Source organism: Shuttleworthella sp., from assembly GCF_057251025.1.
In genome coordinates, this window is record NZ_DBHIDN010000028.1 from 1 (window position 1) to 15446 (window position 15446).

At 54.5% G+C, this 15446-nt stretch carries 14 protein-coding genes; all 14 read left to right on the forward strand.

The genetic code is table 11. From position 1 onward, the window contains the following. Positions 1 to 91: 91 nt before the first annotated feature. On the forward strand, positions 92 to 529 hold the full coding sequence (locus ACO5R6_RS06755) for an ABC transporter permease (RefSeq protein WP_485626441.1): 438 nt from the start codon (positions 92 to 94) through the stop codon (positions 527 to 529). Next, positions 526 to 843 (forward strand): M50 family metallopeptidase, encoded by a 318-nt coding sequence (locus ACO5R6_RS06760; RefSeq protein ID WP_485626428.1) that lies wholly within the window; start codon positions 526 to 528, stop codon positions 841 to 843. The genes ACO5R6_RS06755 and ACO5R6_RS06760 overlap by 4 nt, the downstream gene beginning before the upstream one ends. A gap of 261 nt (positions 844 to 1104) precedes the next feature. Next, positions 1105 to 2769 (forward strand): ATP-dependent Clp protease ATP-binding subunit ClpX, encoded by a 1665-nt coding sequence (gene clpX, locus ACO5R6_RS06765; RefSeq protein ID WP_485626429.1) that lies wholly within the window; start codon positions 1105 to 1107, stop codon positions 2767 to 2769. 37 nt (positions 2770 to 2806) lie between these two features. After that, entirely contained in the window at positions 2807 to 3148 is a 342-nt protein-coding gene (locus tag ACO5R6_RS06770; protein WP_485626430.1) for a LemA family protein, read from the forward strand. A 13-nt stretch (positions 3149 to 3161) separates the two neighbouring features. Beyond that, positions 3162 to 5246, forward strand: a complete 2085-nt coding sequence (locus ACO5R6_RS06775; protein ID WP_485626431.1) for a DUF2207 domain-containing protein — start codon at positions 3162 to 3164, stop codon at positions 5244 to 5246. Between the two features lie 48 nt (positions 5247 to 5294). Then, entirely contained in the window at positions 5295 to 5846 is a 552-nt protein-coding gene (locus ACO5R6_RS06780; protein WP_485626432.1) for an HD domain-containing protein, read from the forward strand. Between the two features lie 19 nt (positions 5847 to 5865). After that, positions 5866 to 7470: an MBL fold metallo-hydrolase RNA specificity domain-containing protein gene (locus ACO5R6_RS06785; protein WP_485626433.1), complete on the forward strand. Its 1605-nt coding sequence runs from the start codon at positions 5866 to 5868 to the stop codon at positions 7468 to 7470. Between the two features lie 74 nt (positions 7471 to 7544). Then, positions 7545 to 8036 carry a QueT transporter family protein gene (locus tag ACO5R6_RS06790; protein WP_485626434.1) on the forward strand — a complete coding sequence of 164 codons (492 nt, stop codon included), beginning with the start codon at positions 7545 to 7547 and terminating at the stop codon, positions 8034 to 8036. A gap of 225 nt (positions 8037 to 8261) precedes the next feature. Next, a complete protein-coding gene (gene argS, locus ACO5R6_RS06795; protein ID WP_485626435.1) occupies positions 8262 to 10028 on the forward strand; it encodes an arginine--tRNA ligase in 1767 nt (588 codons plus the stop codon). Between the two features lie 51 nt (positions 10029 to 10079). Beyond that, positions 10080 to 11186, forward strand: coding sequence for a CobW family GTP-binding protein (locus tag ACO5R6_RS06800; protein WP_485626436.1), 1107 nt, complete (start codon positions 10080 to 10082; stop codon positions 11184 to 11186). Positions 11187 to 11202: 16 nt separating this feature from the next. Next, a complete protein-coding gene (locus ACO5R6_RS06805) occupies positions 11203 to 12162 on the forward strand; it encodes a TIGR03943 family putative permease subunit (RefSeq protein ID WP_485626437.1) in 960 nt (319 codons plus the stop codon). Positions 12163 to 12400: 238 nt separating this feature from the next. Then, positions 12401 to 13291: a sulfide/dihydroorotate dehydrogenase-like FAD/NAD-binding protein gene (locus ACO5R6_RS06810; RefSeq protein WP_485626438.1), complete on the forward strand. Its 891-nt coding sequence runs from the start codon at positions 12401 to 12403 to the stop codon at positions 13289 to 13291. Beyond that, the gene (gene gltA, locus ACO5R6_RS06815; RefSeq protein ID WP_485626439.1) at positions 13291 to 14682 is read left to right on the forward strand and encodes an NADPH-dependent glutamate synthase; all 1392 of its coding nucleotides are present in this window, start codon (positions 13291 to 13293) and stop codon (positions 14680 to 14682) included. Before ACO5R6_RS06810 ends, gltA begins: the two co-directional genes overlap by 1 nt. 7 nt (positions 14683 to 14689) lie before the next feature. After that, a partial coding sequence (locus ACO5R6_RS06820; RefSeq protein ID WP_485626440.1) for an SseB family protein occupies positions 14690 to 15446 on the forward strand: 757 nt, incomplete at its 3' end.

Below are 15446 nucleotides of genomic sequence, written 5' to 3' on the forward strand. Positions count from 1 at the left end.
CTCTATTTACAAGGCTTTAAAGGGGTTTTCATCAACACGTTTTGTCCTATAACTCCCGATTTCATCATTTTTCAGGACAGTTGTACAATCGATAGCTTATCTGATCCTTTTGTTTACTTCGCTGGTTTTGCTTTGCATATATGTTTTCTGGCGCTATAAGGATGTGCAGTTTCGGGGGAATATCTTTTTGTTTTTGATCTTTATGGTGATCGGGTATTTCTTCTTTGTCAACCTGACTAAGCTGATAATTTCATTTCATCTGAGTGCGAGAGCTTTGCAGTTGATATCGTCCACAGTATTTTTTGTGATGCTCTTCTGCTCTGGAATTGTTATTCAGAAAGAATCTATGCCGACAGTTCTTCAATCATGGGTGGAGTGGTCCCCAATGTACGTCCTGTATAAAACATTGGAAAATGTATGGAATAACACGCTTGTTCAGTACCAATACTTTAAGTGTTGCATTTATATGCTCCTGCTGACGGCAATATGCTATGCCATCATGACAGTGATGAGAAGTCATAGAAAATGAATGAGAATAATCTGCTGATAATAGTAATAGCTTATACCGGATGTATGCTGAATGTCATTTGCCATGAAATGGCGCATGCAATTTCATGCAAATTGACAGCCACAAAAATCAATAGTATAAGGATAGGAAGTGGACCGGCGATTAAACTCGGGTTTTTCTCCATGTGTCTTGTTCCTGTAGGAGGTGGTGTGAGTTTTAACAAAGAGGGACTTGGGAATAGAGCGAAAAAACAGATCTTTCTGAGCGGACCGCTTCCATCATTTGGATACAAAGCCATTCCAGGATACCAAGCATCGGATCAGGCTGATTCATAAAACTGAATAGTAAAGTGGCAAGATTTGTAATATCTTGTTTTGAGCCATTGAGAGTTCTCCTTTGTAGTTGTTTGTTTGGTCACAAATCATTCTACATGAGCCTCAATGGCTTTTCTACGATTCAACTTTTGCGAACATAGTCATACGCTATCTATTTTGCGCGAGGCTATATCTATACGAAAAACAAAGCGACAGGTATGGTAAAATGAACGCGGTAAGAAACTAAGAAACAAAGGAACCGTACCCAAACAGAGGAGATATATGTCTGACAATCAAAATTATGAGGAAGTCTGCAGTGTCTGTCACCGCAATTCCTCTCTTGCCGGCAAGATGATTCATCTGCCGGGGAATATCACCATTTGTACCGACTGTATGCAGAAGAGCCTTGAGATGATGGAGCGGATGGGATTTCCCATGGATCCGGCGGCATTAAGGCAGATGACGCCGTCGACAGGAGAGGGAAAAAATCCCAGCAGGCCCGGGACAAACCCTCCGGAAGCGGATGTGGTCAGACCGGATGGAAGCCCTATCGATGGCAGTGCTTTGATGGAAGAGGGGCCGAACAGGACGAAGGGAAAGCCGGGTGAGGGGACCCAGGAGCCAGGGCAGGCCCCGGGGCAGGAGCCCGGGGAAAGCCAGAATCAGAATGCCAATCAGACATCATATCCCAATTTCCCGGGCTTTGGCATGTTCAACCTGGGAGACCTGCTTCAGGGAGGCTTGATGGGAATGGGACAGGGGCCCAAAATCAAGAAGAGAAGCAAGCCCGGGGTTGATGGGAAAAAGGAAGATGACGACTATCCCACGCTTGATATCAAGGATATTCCGGCCCCACACAAGATCAAAGAACAGCTGGATCAGTTCGTCGTCGGCCAGGATAAGGCCAAGAAGATGATCTCTGTCGCCGTCTACAACCATTACAAGAGAATTGCCTCCGAGCAGAAAAACCAGAGAGAACTGGGAACCCAGGAGGACCTGGACGGAGTGGACATTGAGAAGTCCAATATCTTAATCATAGGGCCAACCGGAAGCGGCAAGACTTATATGGTCCGGACCCTGGCCAGACTCCTTAATGTGCCCCTGGCCATCACGGACGCCACCTCCCTGACGGAGGCAGGCTATATCGGGGATGATATCGAATCGGTTGTCTCCAAGCTGCTTGCGGCCGCGGACAACGATGTAGACCGGGCGGAGCAGGGAATTATCTTCGTCGACGAGATCGACAAGCTGGCCAAGAAGAAGAACACTCACTCCAGAGATGTCTCCGGTGAGAGTGTGCAGCAGGGGATGTTAAAACTCCTGGAGGGGGCGGATATCGAGGTTCCCGTGGGAGCATCCTCCAAGAACGCCATGGTTCCCATGACAAGCGTCAACACCAAAAATATCCTCTTTATTGTCGGGGGTGCTTTCCCGGGACTTGAGGATATTATCAAGGAGCGTCTGTCCAAGCGGTCTTCCATGGGCTTCACCTCGGAACTAAAGCAGGATATCGGCAAGGACATCCACATTCTGGAGAAGGTCAGAAGCGAGGACCTGCGGAATTTCGGCATGATCCCGGAGTTCCTGGGCCGTCTTCCGATCGTGACCGCTTTCCAGCAGCTGGATGAGGAGATGTTCGTCCGTATTCTGACGGAGCCCAAGAATGCAATCATAAAGCAGTACCAGAAGCTCCTGGCCTTAGACGAGGTCAAGCTGACCTTCTCGGAGGGGGCTTTTCGGGCCATCGCGAGAAAAGCGGCCAAGGAGGAGCTGGGGGCCAGGGCTCTGCGCGCTATCATTGAGGAGTACATGATGGACATCATGTATGAGATCCCCAAGGATCCGGATATCGGAGAGGTGGAGATCACAGAGGACTATATTGAGCACAGAGGCGGACCCAAGGTGACCATGCGCACGGTTCTGCCGCAAACGCAGGACAGGGGATAAGCCTGCCACGAACCGGAAGGAATGAGGAGGAAATAAGATGGCTTTTATAGCTGTAATTGTCGGGCTTGTGATCCTGTCCGCCATAATCGCTTTTGTTGTCAACTACAACGGGATTCTCCGCCTGCGCAAGCAGACGGAGGAAGCTCTCGCCACCATGGAGTCCGTCCGCAGAACCTATGAGAAGAAGCAGGCGGAGGGGATGACGGAGGAGGAGAAGAAGAAAGAGGACCGGGACTTAGAGTATGCAGTCCGCTATTTCAACGGCTGCGTCAAGACCTATAATCAGAAGATCGAGACCTTCCCCGGCAACCTGATTGCCGATATGCTCCACCTGCCCTTGGCGAGACTCTACGCAGGGTCTGACTATGAACAGCAGTGAGGGGGGAGATGCGATGAGACACAGGACATTCAAAACGAGATGGACTGCTCCCCTTCTGGCCCTTCTTCTGGCGATTTCAGCAAGTCTTTTGGTCACAGAGCCGGTCCTGGCAGCGGGCGATGCCTTTGGAAATACCGATCAGCTGGATCTGTCTAAGAGCGAGGACCTGATTCCCAGACATGACGGAAGCGATGGGCTGGCAGGCGGCTACGTGATCGATGCCTATCATCTGGATATCGAGGTGAAAGAGGATCATAGTTATGAGGTCAAGGAGACCATACAGGCCTATTTCACCAGCCGAAAGCACGGTCTGATCCGCACGATCCCGACGGCCGGAACTTACCGGAGAGAAGATGGGACCTCCGGCAAGTATCGCGCCAGGCTGACGGACATCAAGGCCAATACCAAGGCCTCTGTGCAGCGGTCAAGCGGAAAGGCCAAGATCAAACTCGGTGACGGGGACAGCTATGTCTACGGGCCGGTGAAATATCAGTTCAGCTACCAATATTACCTGGGCAGAGAAACTCTAAAGGGAGCGGACGAGTTCTACTTCAACCTGATCGGGGCGGACTGGGACACAACCATCGGCAATGTGACTTTCAAAATCACAATGCCTGAGGATATTACGGAGGAGGAGGCAAGGAGCCTGGGATTCACCTCCGGTGGATATGGAAGCACGCGAACCGGAGACACCCTCTATCAGATAGAGGGGAGAACCATTCAGGGGAAGCTGATGCGCCAGCTGAAGAGCAATCAAGCATATACGGTCCGAATGACCCTGCCTGAGGGCTACTTCACCCAACCCTTGGATTACGGGATCATCCTCACCCTTGGCCTGGCTCTGCTGGGAGTGGTTGTTGCGGTGATTTTCTGGCTCCTCTTCGGCAATGACAGAAAGGTTATAGAGAGCGTTCAGTTCTATCCGCCGGAGGGCTATAACAGTCTGGATGTGGCTATGGCTTACCGCGGCAAGGTCAGGGCTTCGGATATTCCAACCCTCATTCCCTATCTGGCCAATGAGGGTTATCTGACCATCGAAGAGAACCCCGATAAAAAGGAGACCGGCAAGCGCATTACCTATGAGAAGAAAGCCGGCTACAGCGGAAATAATGAGAGCGAGCGGCTCTTTCTCAAGGGCCTCTTTAAGAAGGGAAGCCGGGTCAAGCATTCCGACCTGATCGGTGGCTTTTATCAGACCTGCGAGGATATCTTAAAGCGTGAGAACCTTCACTCCAAGGTGAAAGATGAGAACTACACGAACCGGGACATTTTTCTGAATGCTGTTTTGCTGGCCCTCGTGATGCTGCTCTCTTTTGTGGCAGTGTTGGGCGGGCTCTCCCATGAGGGGGCGTCAACGGGCATGAGCCTTGCCCTTGGTCTTATTTTTGCCCTTCTGATGTGCTTTGTCGCTGTTCGCGTGTCCGGAAGCGCGAGGATTGCCGGCTTCAATGTTGAGGGAATGAACGGGATGAGTCTTCCCCTGCTCTTAAGACACCTGGCCGGTTCCGGGATCTCCATCGGACTCATTGCGATCATCTTCTACGCAGGAAAGGTCTTCCTTTCCTCCCTGATCGGGGCCTTCAGCTTCCTGACCGGGGGGCTCTTGATCCGGGTTCTGATTGCGGTTGCCGCGACCCTGATCATCTCATTTTTCATGCACTTCATGCCTAAGCGCACCAAAAAGGGAGATGAGATCTATGGAAGGATTCTGGGCTTTCGGACTTTTCTCCAGACGGCGGAGAGGGATCGCCTGCAGATGCTGGTGGATGAGAATCCCCAGTATTTCTACAATATTATTCCCTTCGCCTATGTTCTTGGGGTCTCGAAGGTCTGGATGGATAAGTTTAAGGACATTGTAATCCCGGCTCCCTCCTATGTGGTCAGAGCTGACAGGGGGGACGTGTTCTGGAATTACTACTACTATTCCAGCCTGATGGACGCTGTCAATCGAGACATCTACCATGCCTCCGTCACGCCTCCGGCCGTTGATTTCTCAGGGAGTCATTCGGGAGACAGCGGCTTTGGAAGTTTTGGCGGCGGCTCCGGCGGAGGATTCTCCGGCGGCGGCTCCGGCGGCGGTGGCGGCGGTTCCTGGTAAGATGACGCTATTGATATTGCAATCGCAGACCATGGACGAGGTGAAAGCATGACCGATCTGGAACTTGTAAAGGCTGCAGAGGCTTATGCCGAGAACTGTCACGCGGGGCAGACAGACAAGTGCGGAGTGCCATACATAGAGCATCCCCGCACGGTTGCTTCTTTTCTCAGAGACCCCAAGGAGAAATGCGCCGCCTGGCTGCACGATACGGTGGAGGATTCCGGTGCGACGGTCGAAGAGATCCGGTCCATCTTCGGAGATGAGGTCGCAGATGCTGTGGACCTCCTGACCCATGACAAGCAGATCCCCTATATGGATTACATCAAGCGTCTGGCGGTCAATCCCCTGGCCCGCAAGGTCAAGATGGCAGACCTGCTCCACAATATGGACGAGAGCCGCTTCGAGGGAAGGCAGATCCCGGACCGGCTCGTGTGGAAGAGGGCCAATTGCTACCTGCCCGCCTTTGATTACCTGAGGGAGATGGAGCAAAAGGAGCGGGGGGCAGAGGCTGCCTGCAAAGAAGAGACGGACGCGGTTGAGATTCAGATCAGCCGGCATAAGCAGATCCATCGTCTTGCGTCCGGGAGAATCGAGAACTGAGGATTCGGAGGGGTAATTTATGAAAATCACATTTATCGGGGCGGCCCATGAAGTGACCGGCTCCTGCCACTATGTTGAGGTGGGGGACAAGAAGTTCTTAGTGGACTGCGGTATGGAGCAGGGCGCGGATATCTATGAGAACCAGGAGATCCCGGTGAACCCCTCGGACCTTGACTATGTCCTTGTGACCCATGCCCATATTGATCATTCGGGGCTCTTGCCCCTTCTCTATGTGCACGGCTTTCGGGGCAGCATTTTCTCCACGGAGGCGACCAAGCAGCTCTGCAATATCATGCTTAAGGACTCCGCCCATATTCAGGAACAGGAGGCGGAGTGGAAGAACCGCAAGGCCAGGCGAAGCGGAGGAGACCTGGTAGAGCCCATGTATACCGCCAAGGATGCGGAAAATACCCTCCGGCTCTTTACGGGAATCGGTTACGGTCGCAAATTCCGCATCTGCGATGAGATTGAGGTCCGCTTCAACGATGCGGGACACCTGCTGGGGTCTTCCGTCATTGAGGTCTGGCTGAGGGAGGGAGAGACAGAGCGCAAGATCGTCTTCTCCGGAGACCTGGGCAACCATGACCGCCCTCTCATCAAGAACCCGCAGAATATTGCCGATGCGGACTATGTCCTGATCGAGTCCACCTACGGAGACCGCATTCATGAGAAACCGCGGGACTTCGCAGTTCCGCTCGCCCAGGTTATCTTAGATACGCTGAGAAGGGGCGGCAATGTGGTCCTTCCGGCCTTCTCGGTGGGAAGAACCCAGGAATTGCTCTATTTCATTCGGAGGATCAAGGAGGAGGGAATGATCCCCGCCCCCTATGCAGATTTCGAAGTCTATATGGATTCTCCTCTGGCGGTGGAGGCAACCAATATCTTCAACAAGTCCGTCTCCGAGTGCTTTGACCGGGAGGCCCTTGATATGGTGCAGAGGGGGATCAACCCCATTGCCTTCCCGGGCCTGCGGGTGGCGGTATCCTCCGAGGAATCCAAGGCCATTAACTTCGATGCGCGCCCCAAGGTGATCATTTCCGCATCCGGTATGTGCGAGGCCGGGCGCATTCGGCACCATCTCAAGCACAATCTCTGGAGACCGGAGTGCTCTGTCATCTTTGTGGGCTATCAGGTCCCCGGAACCCTTGGTTACAACCTCCTAAACGGAGCCAAGCACATCAAGCTTTTCGGAGAGGAAGTCGAGGTCAGGGCGCAGATCTGCGAACTGCCCGGGATCTCCGGTCACGCGGACCGGAATATGCTCCTGGAATGGCTGCACGCTTTCGACCGGGCTCCGTCCAGGGTCTTTGTCGTTCACGGAGAGGATCAGGTGACAGACGCGTTCGCATCCGCAATTCGCGAGGAGTGCGGTTATGATTCCTATGCTCCTTATTCAGGAGATAGCTTCGACTTGGTCAGCGGGGATCAGATCGCTGTCGGAAGCCATGTCAAGAAGGAGAAGCAAAAGACCAAGGCTCACACAGGATCTGCCGTCTTCCTGCGGCTTTTGGCGGCAGGAGAGCGGCTTATGGCTGTCATCCGCCGATCTGAGGGAAGGACCAACAAGGATCTGGGCAAGTTCGCCGACCAGATCGATGCGCTGAGCAATAAGTGGGAAAAATAAGATTTTGTGATATGATAGGTCTCGCCGTGTGTTCGAAACCATCCACACGTAAAACAAAACTAAGGAGATTACAAATGAATACAAAGAAACTCAGCGCACTGTTTATCGTCCGGGCGGCTATGATTGCGGCCATCTATGTGGTCCTGACCGTCTTCATCTCAGCCTTCGGTCTGGCCAGCGGAGTCATCCAGGTCCGGATCTCTGAGGCCCTCTGCATCCTGCCGGTCTTCACACCGGCAGCTGTCCCGGGCCTCTTTGTCGGGTGTCTGATCGCCAATATCATTGTTCCGGGTGCAGGCCTGGCGGATATTGTCTTCGGGAGTCTGGCGACCCTGATCGCAGCGATCCTGACCTACCTGCTTCGGAAGAGGGGATTTCTGGCGACTCTTCCGCCGGTCATCGTCAATGCCCTGGTGATTCCCCTAGTCCTCAAATATGCCGGGGGAGTGGGAGATGCTTTCTGGTTTCTGGCCCTGACGGTCGGCGCCGGAGAAGTGATTTCCGTCTGTCTTCTGGGCTGGATCCTGAGGCTGGCCCTCTGGAAGTATCGCCGCGTGATCTTTTAGACGCCGGACCCTGTATATTGATTGATGGTTTTATGGCCCCTTCGGGGCTTTTCTTTTTTGGGTTGGACGCGTGGATCAGCCGCCGGATCGGGAGCAGGCTGTATGAGAAAGGCGGTCTGTGACAAGTTTCATCAGATATGCTAAAATTTAACGGATTTTCCATAGGACAGGGGGCCCTGACCGGTTCCCGCAGCGATCCTTTATAAAGCAGATGAGAGGAATTCTATGCAAGCCATTCTGGAACTGATCAGCGCCCAGGTCGCTGATGCTTTTGAGGCGGCCGGATACGACCGGACGCTTGGCCGTGTGACGGTATCCAACCGCCCGGACCTCTGTGAATATCAGTGTAACGGCGCCATGGCCGGAGCCAAGATCTACCATAAGGCCCCCCTTGTGATTGCCGAGGAGCTGGCCAAAAGCCTGTCTGACAAGCCGATGTTTCTGTCTGTCGAGGCGGTCAAGCCGGGCTTTCTCAATATCCGGATCTCCGGGGACTTTCTGGCGGACTATGCCAATCGGATGGCGGAGGATCAGGAGAGACTGGGCCTGGACTCGGAGGAGCATCCGAGAAAAATCATCATCGACTATGGGGGGCCGAATGTGGCAAAACCCTTGCATGTAGGGCATCTGCGCAGCGCCATTATCGGAGAGGCCATAAAGCGCATCAACCGCTTCGCGGGCAATGAGGTCCTGGGCGACATTCATCTGGGAGACTGGGGCCTGCAGATGGGGCTCATTATCACGGAACTGCATGAGCGAAAGCCCGACCTGGTCTATTTTGATCCGGAATATGAGGGAGAATATCCGGCGGAGGCGCCCTTTACCATTTCTGAGCTGGAGGAGATCTATCCCTGCGCCTCCGCTAAGTCCAAGGAGGATGAGACCTATCACGCCGCCGCCATGCAGGCGACCAATGAGCTCCAGCAGGGCAGAAGGGGCTATCGGGCCCTCTTAAAGCATATCCTTTCTGTCTCCGTGACTGATTTGAAGAGAAACTATGAGAATCTGGAGGTCTCCTTCGACCTCTGGAAGGGCGAGTCCGATGCTCAGCCCTATATTCCGGCCATGGTCGAGAAGATGAAGCGAGATGGCTTCGCTTATCTCTCCGAGGGAGCTCTGGTGGTCGATGTGGCGGAAGCATCCGACAGCAAGGAGATGCCTCCCTGCATGATTTTGAAGTCGGACGGGTCTTCCCTCTACAACACCACAGACCTGGCCACGCTTGTGATGCGGGAGGAAGTCTATCAGCCCGGGGAAATCATCTATGTGGTTGACAAGCGCCAGGAGCTCCACTTCGTCCAGTGCTTCCGCGCAGCCAGGAAGACCGGCATTGTGTCCCCGGACACCAAGCTCGTCTTCCTGGGCTTCGGAACCATGAACGGCAAGGACGGGAAGCCCTTCAAGACCAGGGACGGCGGCGTTATGCGGCTTGAGAATCTCCTGGCCGATGTCAATGAGAAAATGCTCAGGAAGATCCTGGACGGCGGCCACATGGAGGGAGAGGAAGCCCGGAAGACCGCGGAGATTGTCGGCCTGGCCGCGCTTAAGTACGGGGATCTTGCCAACCAGGCCTCGAAGGATTATGTTTTCGATCTGGACCGCTTTACCTCCGCTGAGGGGAATACCGGTCCCTATATTCTCTATACGATTGTCCGGATCAAGTCGATCTTAAAGCGCTATGAGGAGCAGACCGGCTCAGACCGGCTTGCGATCCTGCCGCCGGCTTCTTCCAGCGAGAAAGACCTGATCCAGCTTGCGGTCCGCTTCGGAGATATCTTCGCGGCGGCCTATGAGGAATTGGCGCCCCACAAGATCTGCGCCTATATCTATGACTTATCCAACGCCTTCAACCGCTTCTATCATGAGACCAAGATCCTGACAGAGGAGGACCTAAGGCAGAGAGAGTCCTATATCGCCCTCCTGGTCCTGACCAAAAGGATTCTGGAGAAGTGCATTGACCTCCTGGGCTTTGAGGCACCGGATCGGATGTAAGAGCCTGCTTTGGCTGTAGGACGGGATGATCCCGTCGGGAAAGGATGAGAGATGGCTAAGACCAAGATTGATATTATCTCCGGATTCCTGGGATCCGGAAAGACGACATTTATGAAGAAGATGATCGAGGATGCCCTTCAGGACGAGAAGGTCGTGATTGTCGAGAATGAGTTCGGGGAGATCGGCATCGACGCAGGCTTTCTCAAGGAGACCGGGATCACGGTATCCGAGATCAACGGGGGCTGCGTCTGCTGTACCCTGGTAGGAGATTTCACAGCCAACCTGAAGGAAGTCATCGAGACCTACCATCCGGACCGGATTCTGGTCGAGCCCTCCGGCGTGGCCAAACTGTCGGACGTCATGGTGTCTGTCATGGATGTGGCCAAGACAATGGACTGCGAGATGGGAGCCCTTGTCACCGTGATCAATGCGCTCAAGGCGGCAAAGCAGATGAAGGCCTTCGGGGAGTTCTTCATGGACCAGATTGAGCACGCGACGACCGTTGTCCTCTCCCGCAGCCAGAAGGCTAGCCCCGACCAGCTGGAATTCTGTACGGAGGAGGTTCAAGAGCATAATCCCAAGGCCACTGTGATTACCACTCCCTGGGATCAATTGACCGGCAGAGCGCTCCTGTCCGCCATTGAGGGCAAGGACTCTCTGGAGGTACAGGCCCTGGCCTTCATGCATCACGAGCAGGAGGAGGAAGAGCATCATCACCATCATCATGATCATGAGGGCCACCAGGACCACGATCACGCGGAGGCTTGTGGCTGCCATCACCAGGACCACGATCACGCGGAGGGTCATGACTGCCATCACCACGAGCATCACCACGGGGACGGACACTGCTGTCATCATGGACATGATCACCATCATGCGGACGATGTTTTCACGAGCTGGGGTCGGGAGACGCCTCACATCTTCAGTCGCAAGACGATTGAGGACGCCATGCAGGCCCTGGCCGAGACGGAGGATTTCGGCTACGTGGTAAGGTCCAAGGGGATTGTGCCCGCGGAGGACGGAAGCTGGATCTATTTCGATCTGGTTGACGGAGAGTATGAGATTCGGACCGGAGAGCCGGATTATACCGGCCGCCTGGTTGTCATAGGCACAGATATCGAGGAGGAGAAGCTCGAGAAGCTCTTCGGCCTGGCTTAAGATAGGAGATGCAAGGATGGCAAGAGAAATTCCCATCTACTTCTTTTCCGGATTCATGGATTCCGGTAAGACCAGCCTGATACGGGAGACTCTTTTTGAGAACAACTTTACGGACCAAGGCAGCCGTTTCCTGCTCATCGCCTGTGAGGACGGTGAGGAGGAGTATGATGAGGCGGCGCTTGCCGCAATCGGGGGAAGCCTTGCCTGGATTGAGGATGAGAAAGACTTCACATATGAGAAGCTGGTGGAGCTGAATGCCGGCTACAAGCCGGATCTTGTCTTCATTGAGTACAACGGGACCTGGGAGACGGGGCCTGTCTACGAGATGCAGCTTCCCGTCGGCTGGGTCATCGTCCAGTCTTTGGCGACGGTGGATGCGGAGACCTTTGAGATGTATCAGCTCAATATGCGGGCCATGATTATGGAACAGGTCTTTCATGCGGACGTCGTGATATTGAATCGCTGTGACGATAAGACGCCCAAGACGAAATTCCGGGCAGCCATCAAGGCGGTGAACCGGAAAGCTCAGCTGGTATATGAGAGGGCAGACGGGAGTGTGGATAACACAGAGGACAGGCTCCCCTTTGACATCAGCGCAGAACTCCTGGAAATCTCAGATGCCGATTATGCCCTCTGGTTCATGGATTGCATGGATCATCCTCAGAAATATGACGGAAAACGGGTGCATTTTACAGGTCTCGTTTATAATCCCCGGGAGGGGGCAGGCAAGAACCGGAGAAATGTCTTCGTGCCCGGCCGCTTTGCCATGACATGCTGTATTGAAGATGTCCAGTTCCTCGGAATGAAGGCAAAGTATGAGAAGGCCTACGAGGTAGCTCACAAGTCCTGGATTGACCTGACGGCGGAGATCAAGTACGAATTCGCCAAAGAGTACGCGGGCAAGGGACCGGTCCTCTATCCGGTCCAAATCAAGGCGGCCCCCAAACCTAAGGATGAACTGGTCTATTTCTCATGATCGGAGAGGGCCTTCAGGTCTGTATGGAGGATAATCATTTACACCTGCCCTGCCGGCGGTCTCTTTTTTGAGTCGGAGCGCATGCGATCAGGCCGGATTGTCTCCCAAAAAGTATCCGAACCGGGGCGGAATCCGTAGATAAAGAGCTGATAAAATGGTATCCTTATGAACAATGGCTTAATGCTGTCGTTGGCACAGGTATCTCCGTTTCGTTCGGAGATCATTTGGGAGGAAAACTATGTATCAGATCCTGAGTAAGGCAAAGCTTGCCGACAAGATCTTCGAGATGGTGGTCAGGGCTCCGCGCGTGGCGCATAAGTGCCTGCCGGGCCAGTTCATCATCGCCAAGATCGACGAGGTGGGCGAGCGTATTCCCCTGACCATCTGCGACTATGATCGCGAACAGGGAACCATCACTATTGTCTTCCAGACCGTTGGAGCTTCTACGGAGCGTATGTCCTTCATGGAGGCGGGGGAGTCCTTTGAGGATTTCATCGGTCCCCTGGGCCGTCCCTCCGTACTCTGTCTGGAGGAGAATCTGGAGGAGACCAGGAAGAAGAAGATCGTCTTCATCTGCGGCGGTGTCGGAACCGCCCCCATCTATCCCCAGGTCAAGTGGCTTAAGGAGCATGGCATTCCGGCGACGGTCATCATGGGATCCCGCAACAAGGACCTTCTCTTCTATGTTGACAATATGGAGGAGGTGGCAGACCATCTCTACGTCTGCACAGATGACGGATCCTACGGCTTCCATGGCATGGGGACCAATCAGCTGCAGGCGCTGTGGGACGCAGGAGAGCGCTATGATCACTGTGTCGCCATCGGTCCTATGATCATGATGAAATTCGTCTGCAAGCTGACAGCAGAGCTAGGAATCCATACCGAGGTCTCCATGAATCCCATTATGGTGGACGGGACCGGCATGTGCGGAGCCTGCCGGATTCTGGTCGCAGACGAGGTCAAGTTTGCCTGTGTTGACGGACCGGAGTTTGACGGTCACAAGGTGGACTGGGACGCGGCTATGGTGCGTCAGCAGCAGTACAAGACGGAAGAGGGACGGGCGATGCTGGCGCTGAAAGAGGGAAGCAGCCATCACGGCGGCTGCGGCAATTGCGGAGGTGACAAGTAATGGCACAGGATATGATGGTAAGGGTGCCGATCGCTGAGCAAGAGCCGGCGGTCCGCGCCAAGAATTTCGAAGAAGTATGTCTTGGTTATACCGAGGAAGAGGCGGTGCTTGAGGCCAACCGCTGCCTCAACTGCAAGAATCCCCGCTGCGTTGCGGGCTGTCCCGTCGGGATTAATATTCCGGCCTTCATCCAGGAAATCAAGGCGAAAGATCCTGCGGCCGCCTATAGGACCATATCTCTGTCCTCTGCCCTTCCCGCGGTCTGCGGCAGGGTCTGCCCCCAGGAGACCCAGTGCGAGGGCGTCTGTGTCCGGGGAATCAAGGGAGAACCTGTTGCGATCGGAAAGCTCGAGCGCTACGCGGCGGACACGGCTGCAGCCCGGGGGATTAAGCCCGAGAATAAGTCCACACCCAATGGCCATAAGGTCGCTGTGATCGGAGCAGGACCCGCAGGCTTGACCTGTGCCGGGGACCTGGCCAAGATGGGCTACGAGGTCACGATTTTCGAGGCCCTGCATCGGGCCGGAGGGGTTCTGGTCTATGGAATACCGGAATTCCGTCTGCCCAAGGACAAGGTGGTCCGCCATGAGGTCGAGAATGTCAAGACCCTCGGCGTTAAGATCGAGGAGAATGTCGTCATCGGACGCTCTGTAACCATTGACGAGCTGATGGAAGAGGAGGGCTTCGAGGCCGTCTTCATCGGCTCCGGCGCAGGACTTCCCCGCTTTATGGGAATTCCGGGGGAACAGGCCAACGGAGTATTCTCGGCCAATGAGTTCCTGACCCGCAATAACTTGATGAAGGCATATGATGAGAACTATGACACACCCATTGCCCGCGGCAAGAAGGTGGTCGTTGTCGGCGGTGGCAATGTGGCTATGGACGCAGCCCGCACCGCCCTTCGCCTGGGTGCGGAGGTCCATGTAGTCTACCGCCGCTCGGAGGAGGAACTCCCGGCCCGTGCAGAGGAAGTGCACCACGCCAAGGAAGAGGGAATTATCTTCGACCTGCTTCAGAACCCAACAGAAGTCCTGGTAGATGAAAAGGGCTGGGTCAAGGGCTGTCGCATCATCAAGATGGAACTGGGAGAACCCGATGAATCCGGCCGCCGTCGTCCGGTGGAGATCCCGGGCTCTGAGTATGAGATCTCTTGTGATACGGTGATCATGTCTCTCGGAACTTCCCCCAATCCCCTGATCTCTCACACGACGCGGGGCTTGGACACCAACCGGCGCGGTTGTATTGTGACGGAGGGCGACTTCGGAGCTACTACGAAGGAAGGAGTCTTCGCGGGCGGCGATGCCGTGACCGGGGCGGCCACAGTGATTCTGGCTATGGGCGCAGGTAAGGAAGCGGCCAAGGGGATTGACGACTACTTCAAGAATAAGTGAGTGTAAGATGGCAATTCGCATGAGAGATCGTCTGCAAGCGCTGGCAATTGACGATCGCAAGACAAGAGACATCATCCGGGCATTTTCCGAGCGCGGCGACAGGGAGTCTTTCCTGTCCATGCTTGACTGCCTTGCCAAGGCAGATGTGATCTCACCGTCTACGGTGGATCCAAAGGGAGATGCGCATCCGGTCTTCCTGCAGGACGACGAGAAGAAATTCTGGCTCCCCCTCTATACGTCGGTCAACACCTTGCCCTCAGGGGAGGGCGCACCCAAATCGGATGCCCTGACCAGGGTCGGTTTTATTGGGGCATGCCAGCTGACCATGCAGGCGGATATCGCCGGGATCATTGTCAATCCCTTCTCCGAGAAGATTGTCCTGCAAAGGGCTCTGGTGGAGAAGATACTCTCTGTCTCAAGGGGTGAGAGCAGCTATGACGAGGAAGATCTGAATTTCCGCATGGCCAAGGCTGAGCCGGTTCAGGAGGGCAAGGTCACACGGGCGGATGAGGACAGGGAGGACGAGGAAATTGTCATCGATGTGACGGTGACCAAGCCCGACGGATCTACTTATGACCGGGCCATGACAGAGAGCCAGTTCAACTATTTTATGCGACAGCAGGTGGATCTTGGCCTCCTGGCCAAGGCTTTCCTGGAGGATCCGGAATCAAGCATCAGGCACTTCGCGGAAGGGGGAACCAAAGCCGTTGATGCCTTCTATGAGTCCTGCTATCGCCTGCAGGGGGGAGAGCGCTTCTACCCCT

Bases quoted from the DNA above. Each gene is read 5' to 3' on its own strand.
- ACO5R6_RS06760 (WP_485626428.1), top strand. From the start codon at position 526: ATGAATGAGAATAATCTGCTGATAATAGTAATAGCTTATACCGGATGT.
- clpX (WP_485626429.1), top strand. From the start codon at position 1,105: ATGTCTGACAATCAAAATTATGAGGAAGTCTGCAGTGTCTGTCACCGC.
- ACO5R6_RS06770 (WP_485626430.1), top strand. From the start codon at position 2,807: ATGGCTTTTATAGCTGTAATTGTCGGGCTTGTGATCCTGTCCGCCATA.
- ACO5R6_RS06775 (WP_485626431.1), top strand. From the start codon at position 3,162: ATGAGACACAGGACATTCAAAACGAGATGGACTGCTCCCCTTCTGGCC.
- ACO5R6_RS06780 (WP_485626432.1), top strand. From the start codon at position 5,295: ATGACCGATCTGGAACTTGTAAAGGCTGCAGAGGCTTATGCCGAGAAC.
- ACO5R6_RS06785 (WP_485626433.1), top strand. From the start codon at position 5,866: ATGAAAATCACATTTATCGGGGCGGCCCATGAAGTGACCGGCTCCTGC.
- ACO5R6_RS06790 (WP_485626434.1), top strand. From the start codon at position 7,545: ATGAATACAAAGAAACTCAGCGCACTGTTTATCGTCCGGGCGGCTATG.
- argS (WP_485626435.1), top strand. From the start codon at position 8,262: ATGCAAGCCATTCTGGAACTGATCAGCGCCCAGGTCGCTGATGCTTTT.
- ACO5R6_RS06800 (WP_485626436.1), top strand. From the start codon at position 10,080: ATGGCTAAGACCAAGATTGATATTATCTCCGGATTCCTGGGATCCGGA.
- ACO5R6_RS06805 (WP_485626437.1), top strand. From the start codon at position 11,203: ATGGCAAGAGAAATTCCCATCTACTTCTTTTCCGGATTCATGGATTCC.
- ACO5R6_RS06810 (WP_485626438.1), top strand. From the start codon at position 12,401: ATGTATCAGATCCTGAGTAAGGCAAAGCTTGCCGACAAGATCTTCGAG.
- gltA (WP_485626439.1), top strand. From the start codon at position 13,291: ATGGCACAGGATATGATGGTAAGGGTGCCGATCGCTGAGCAAGAGCCG.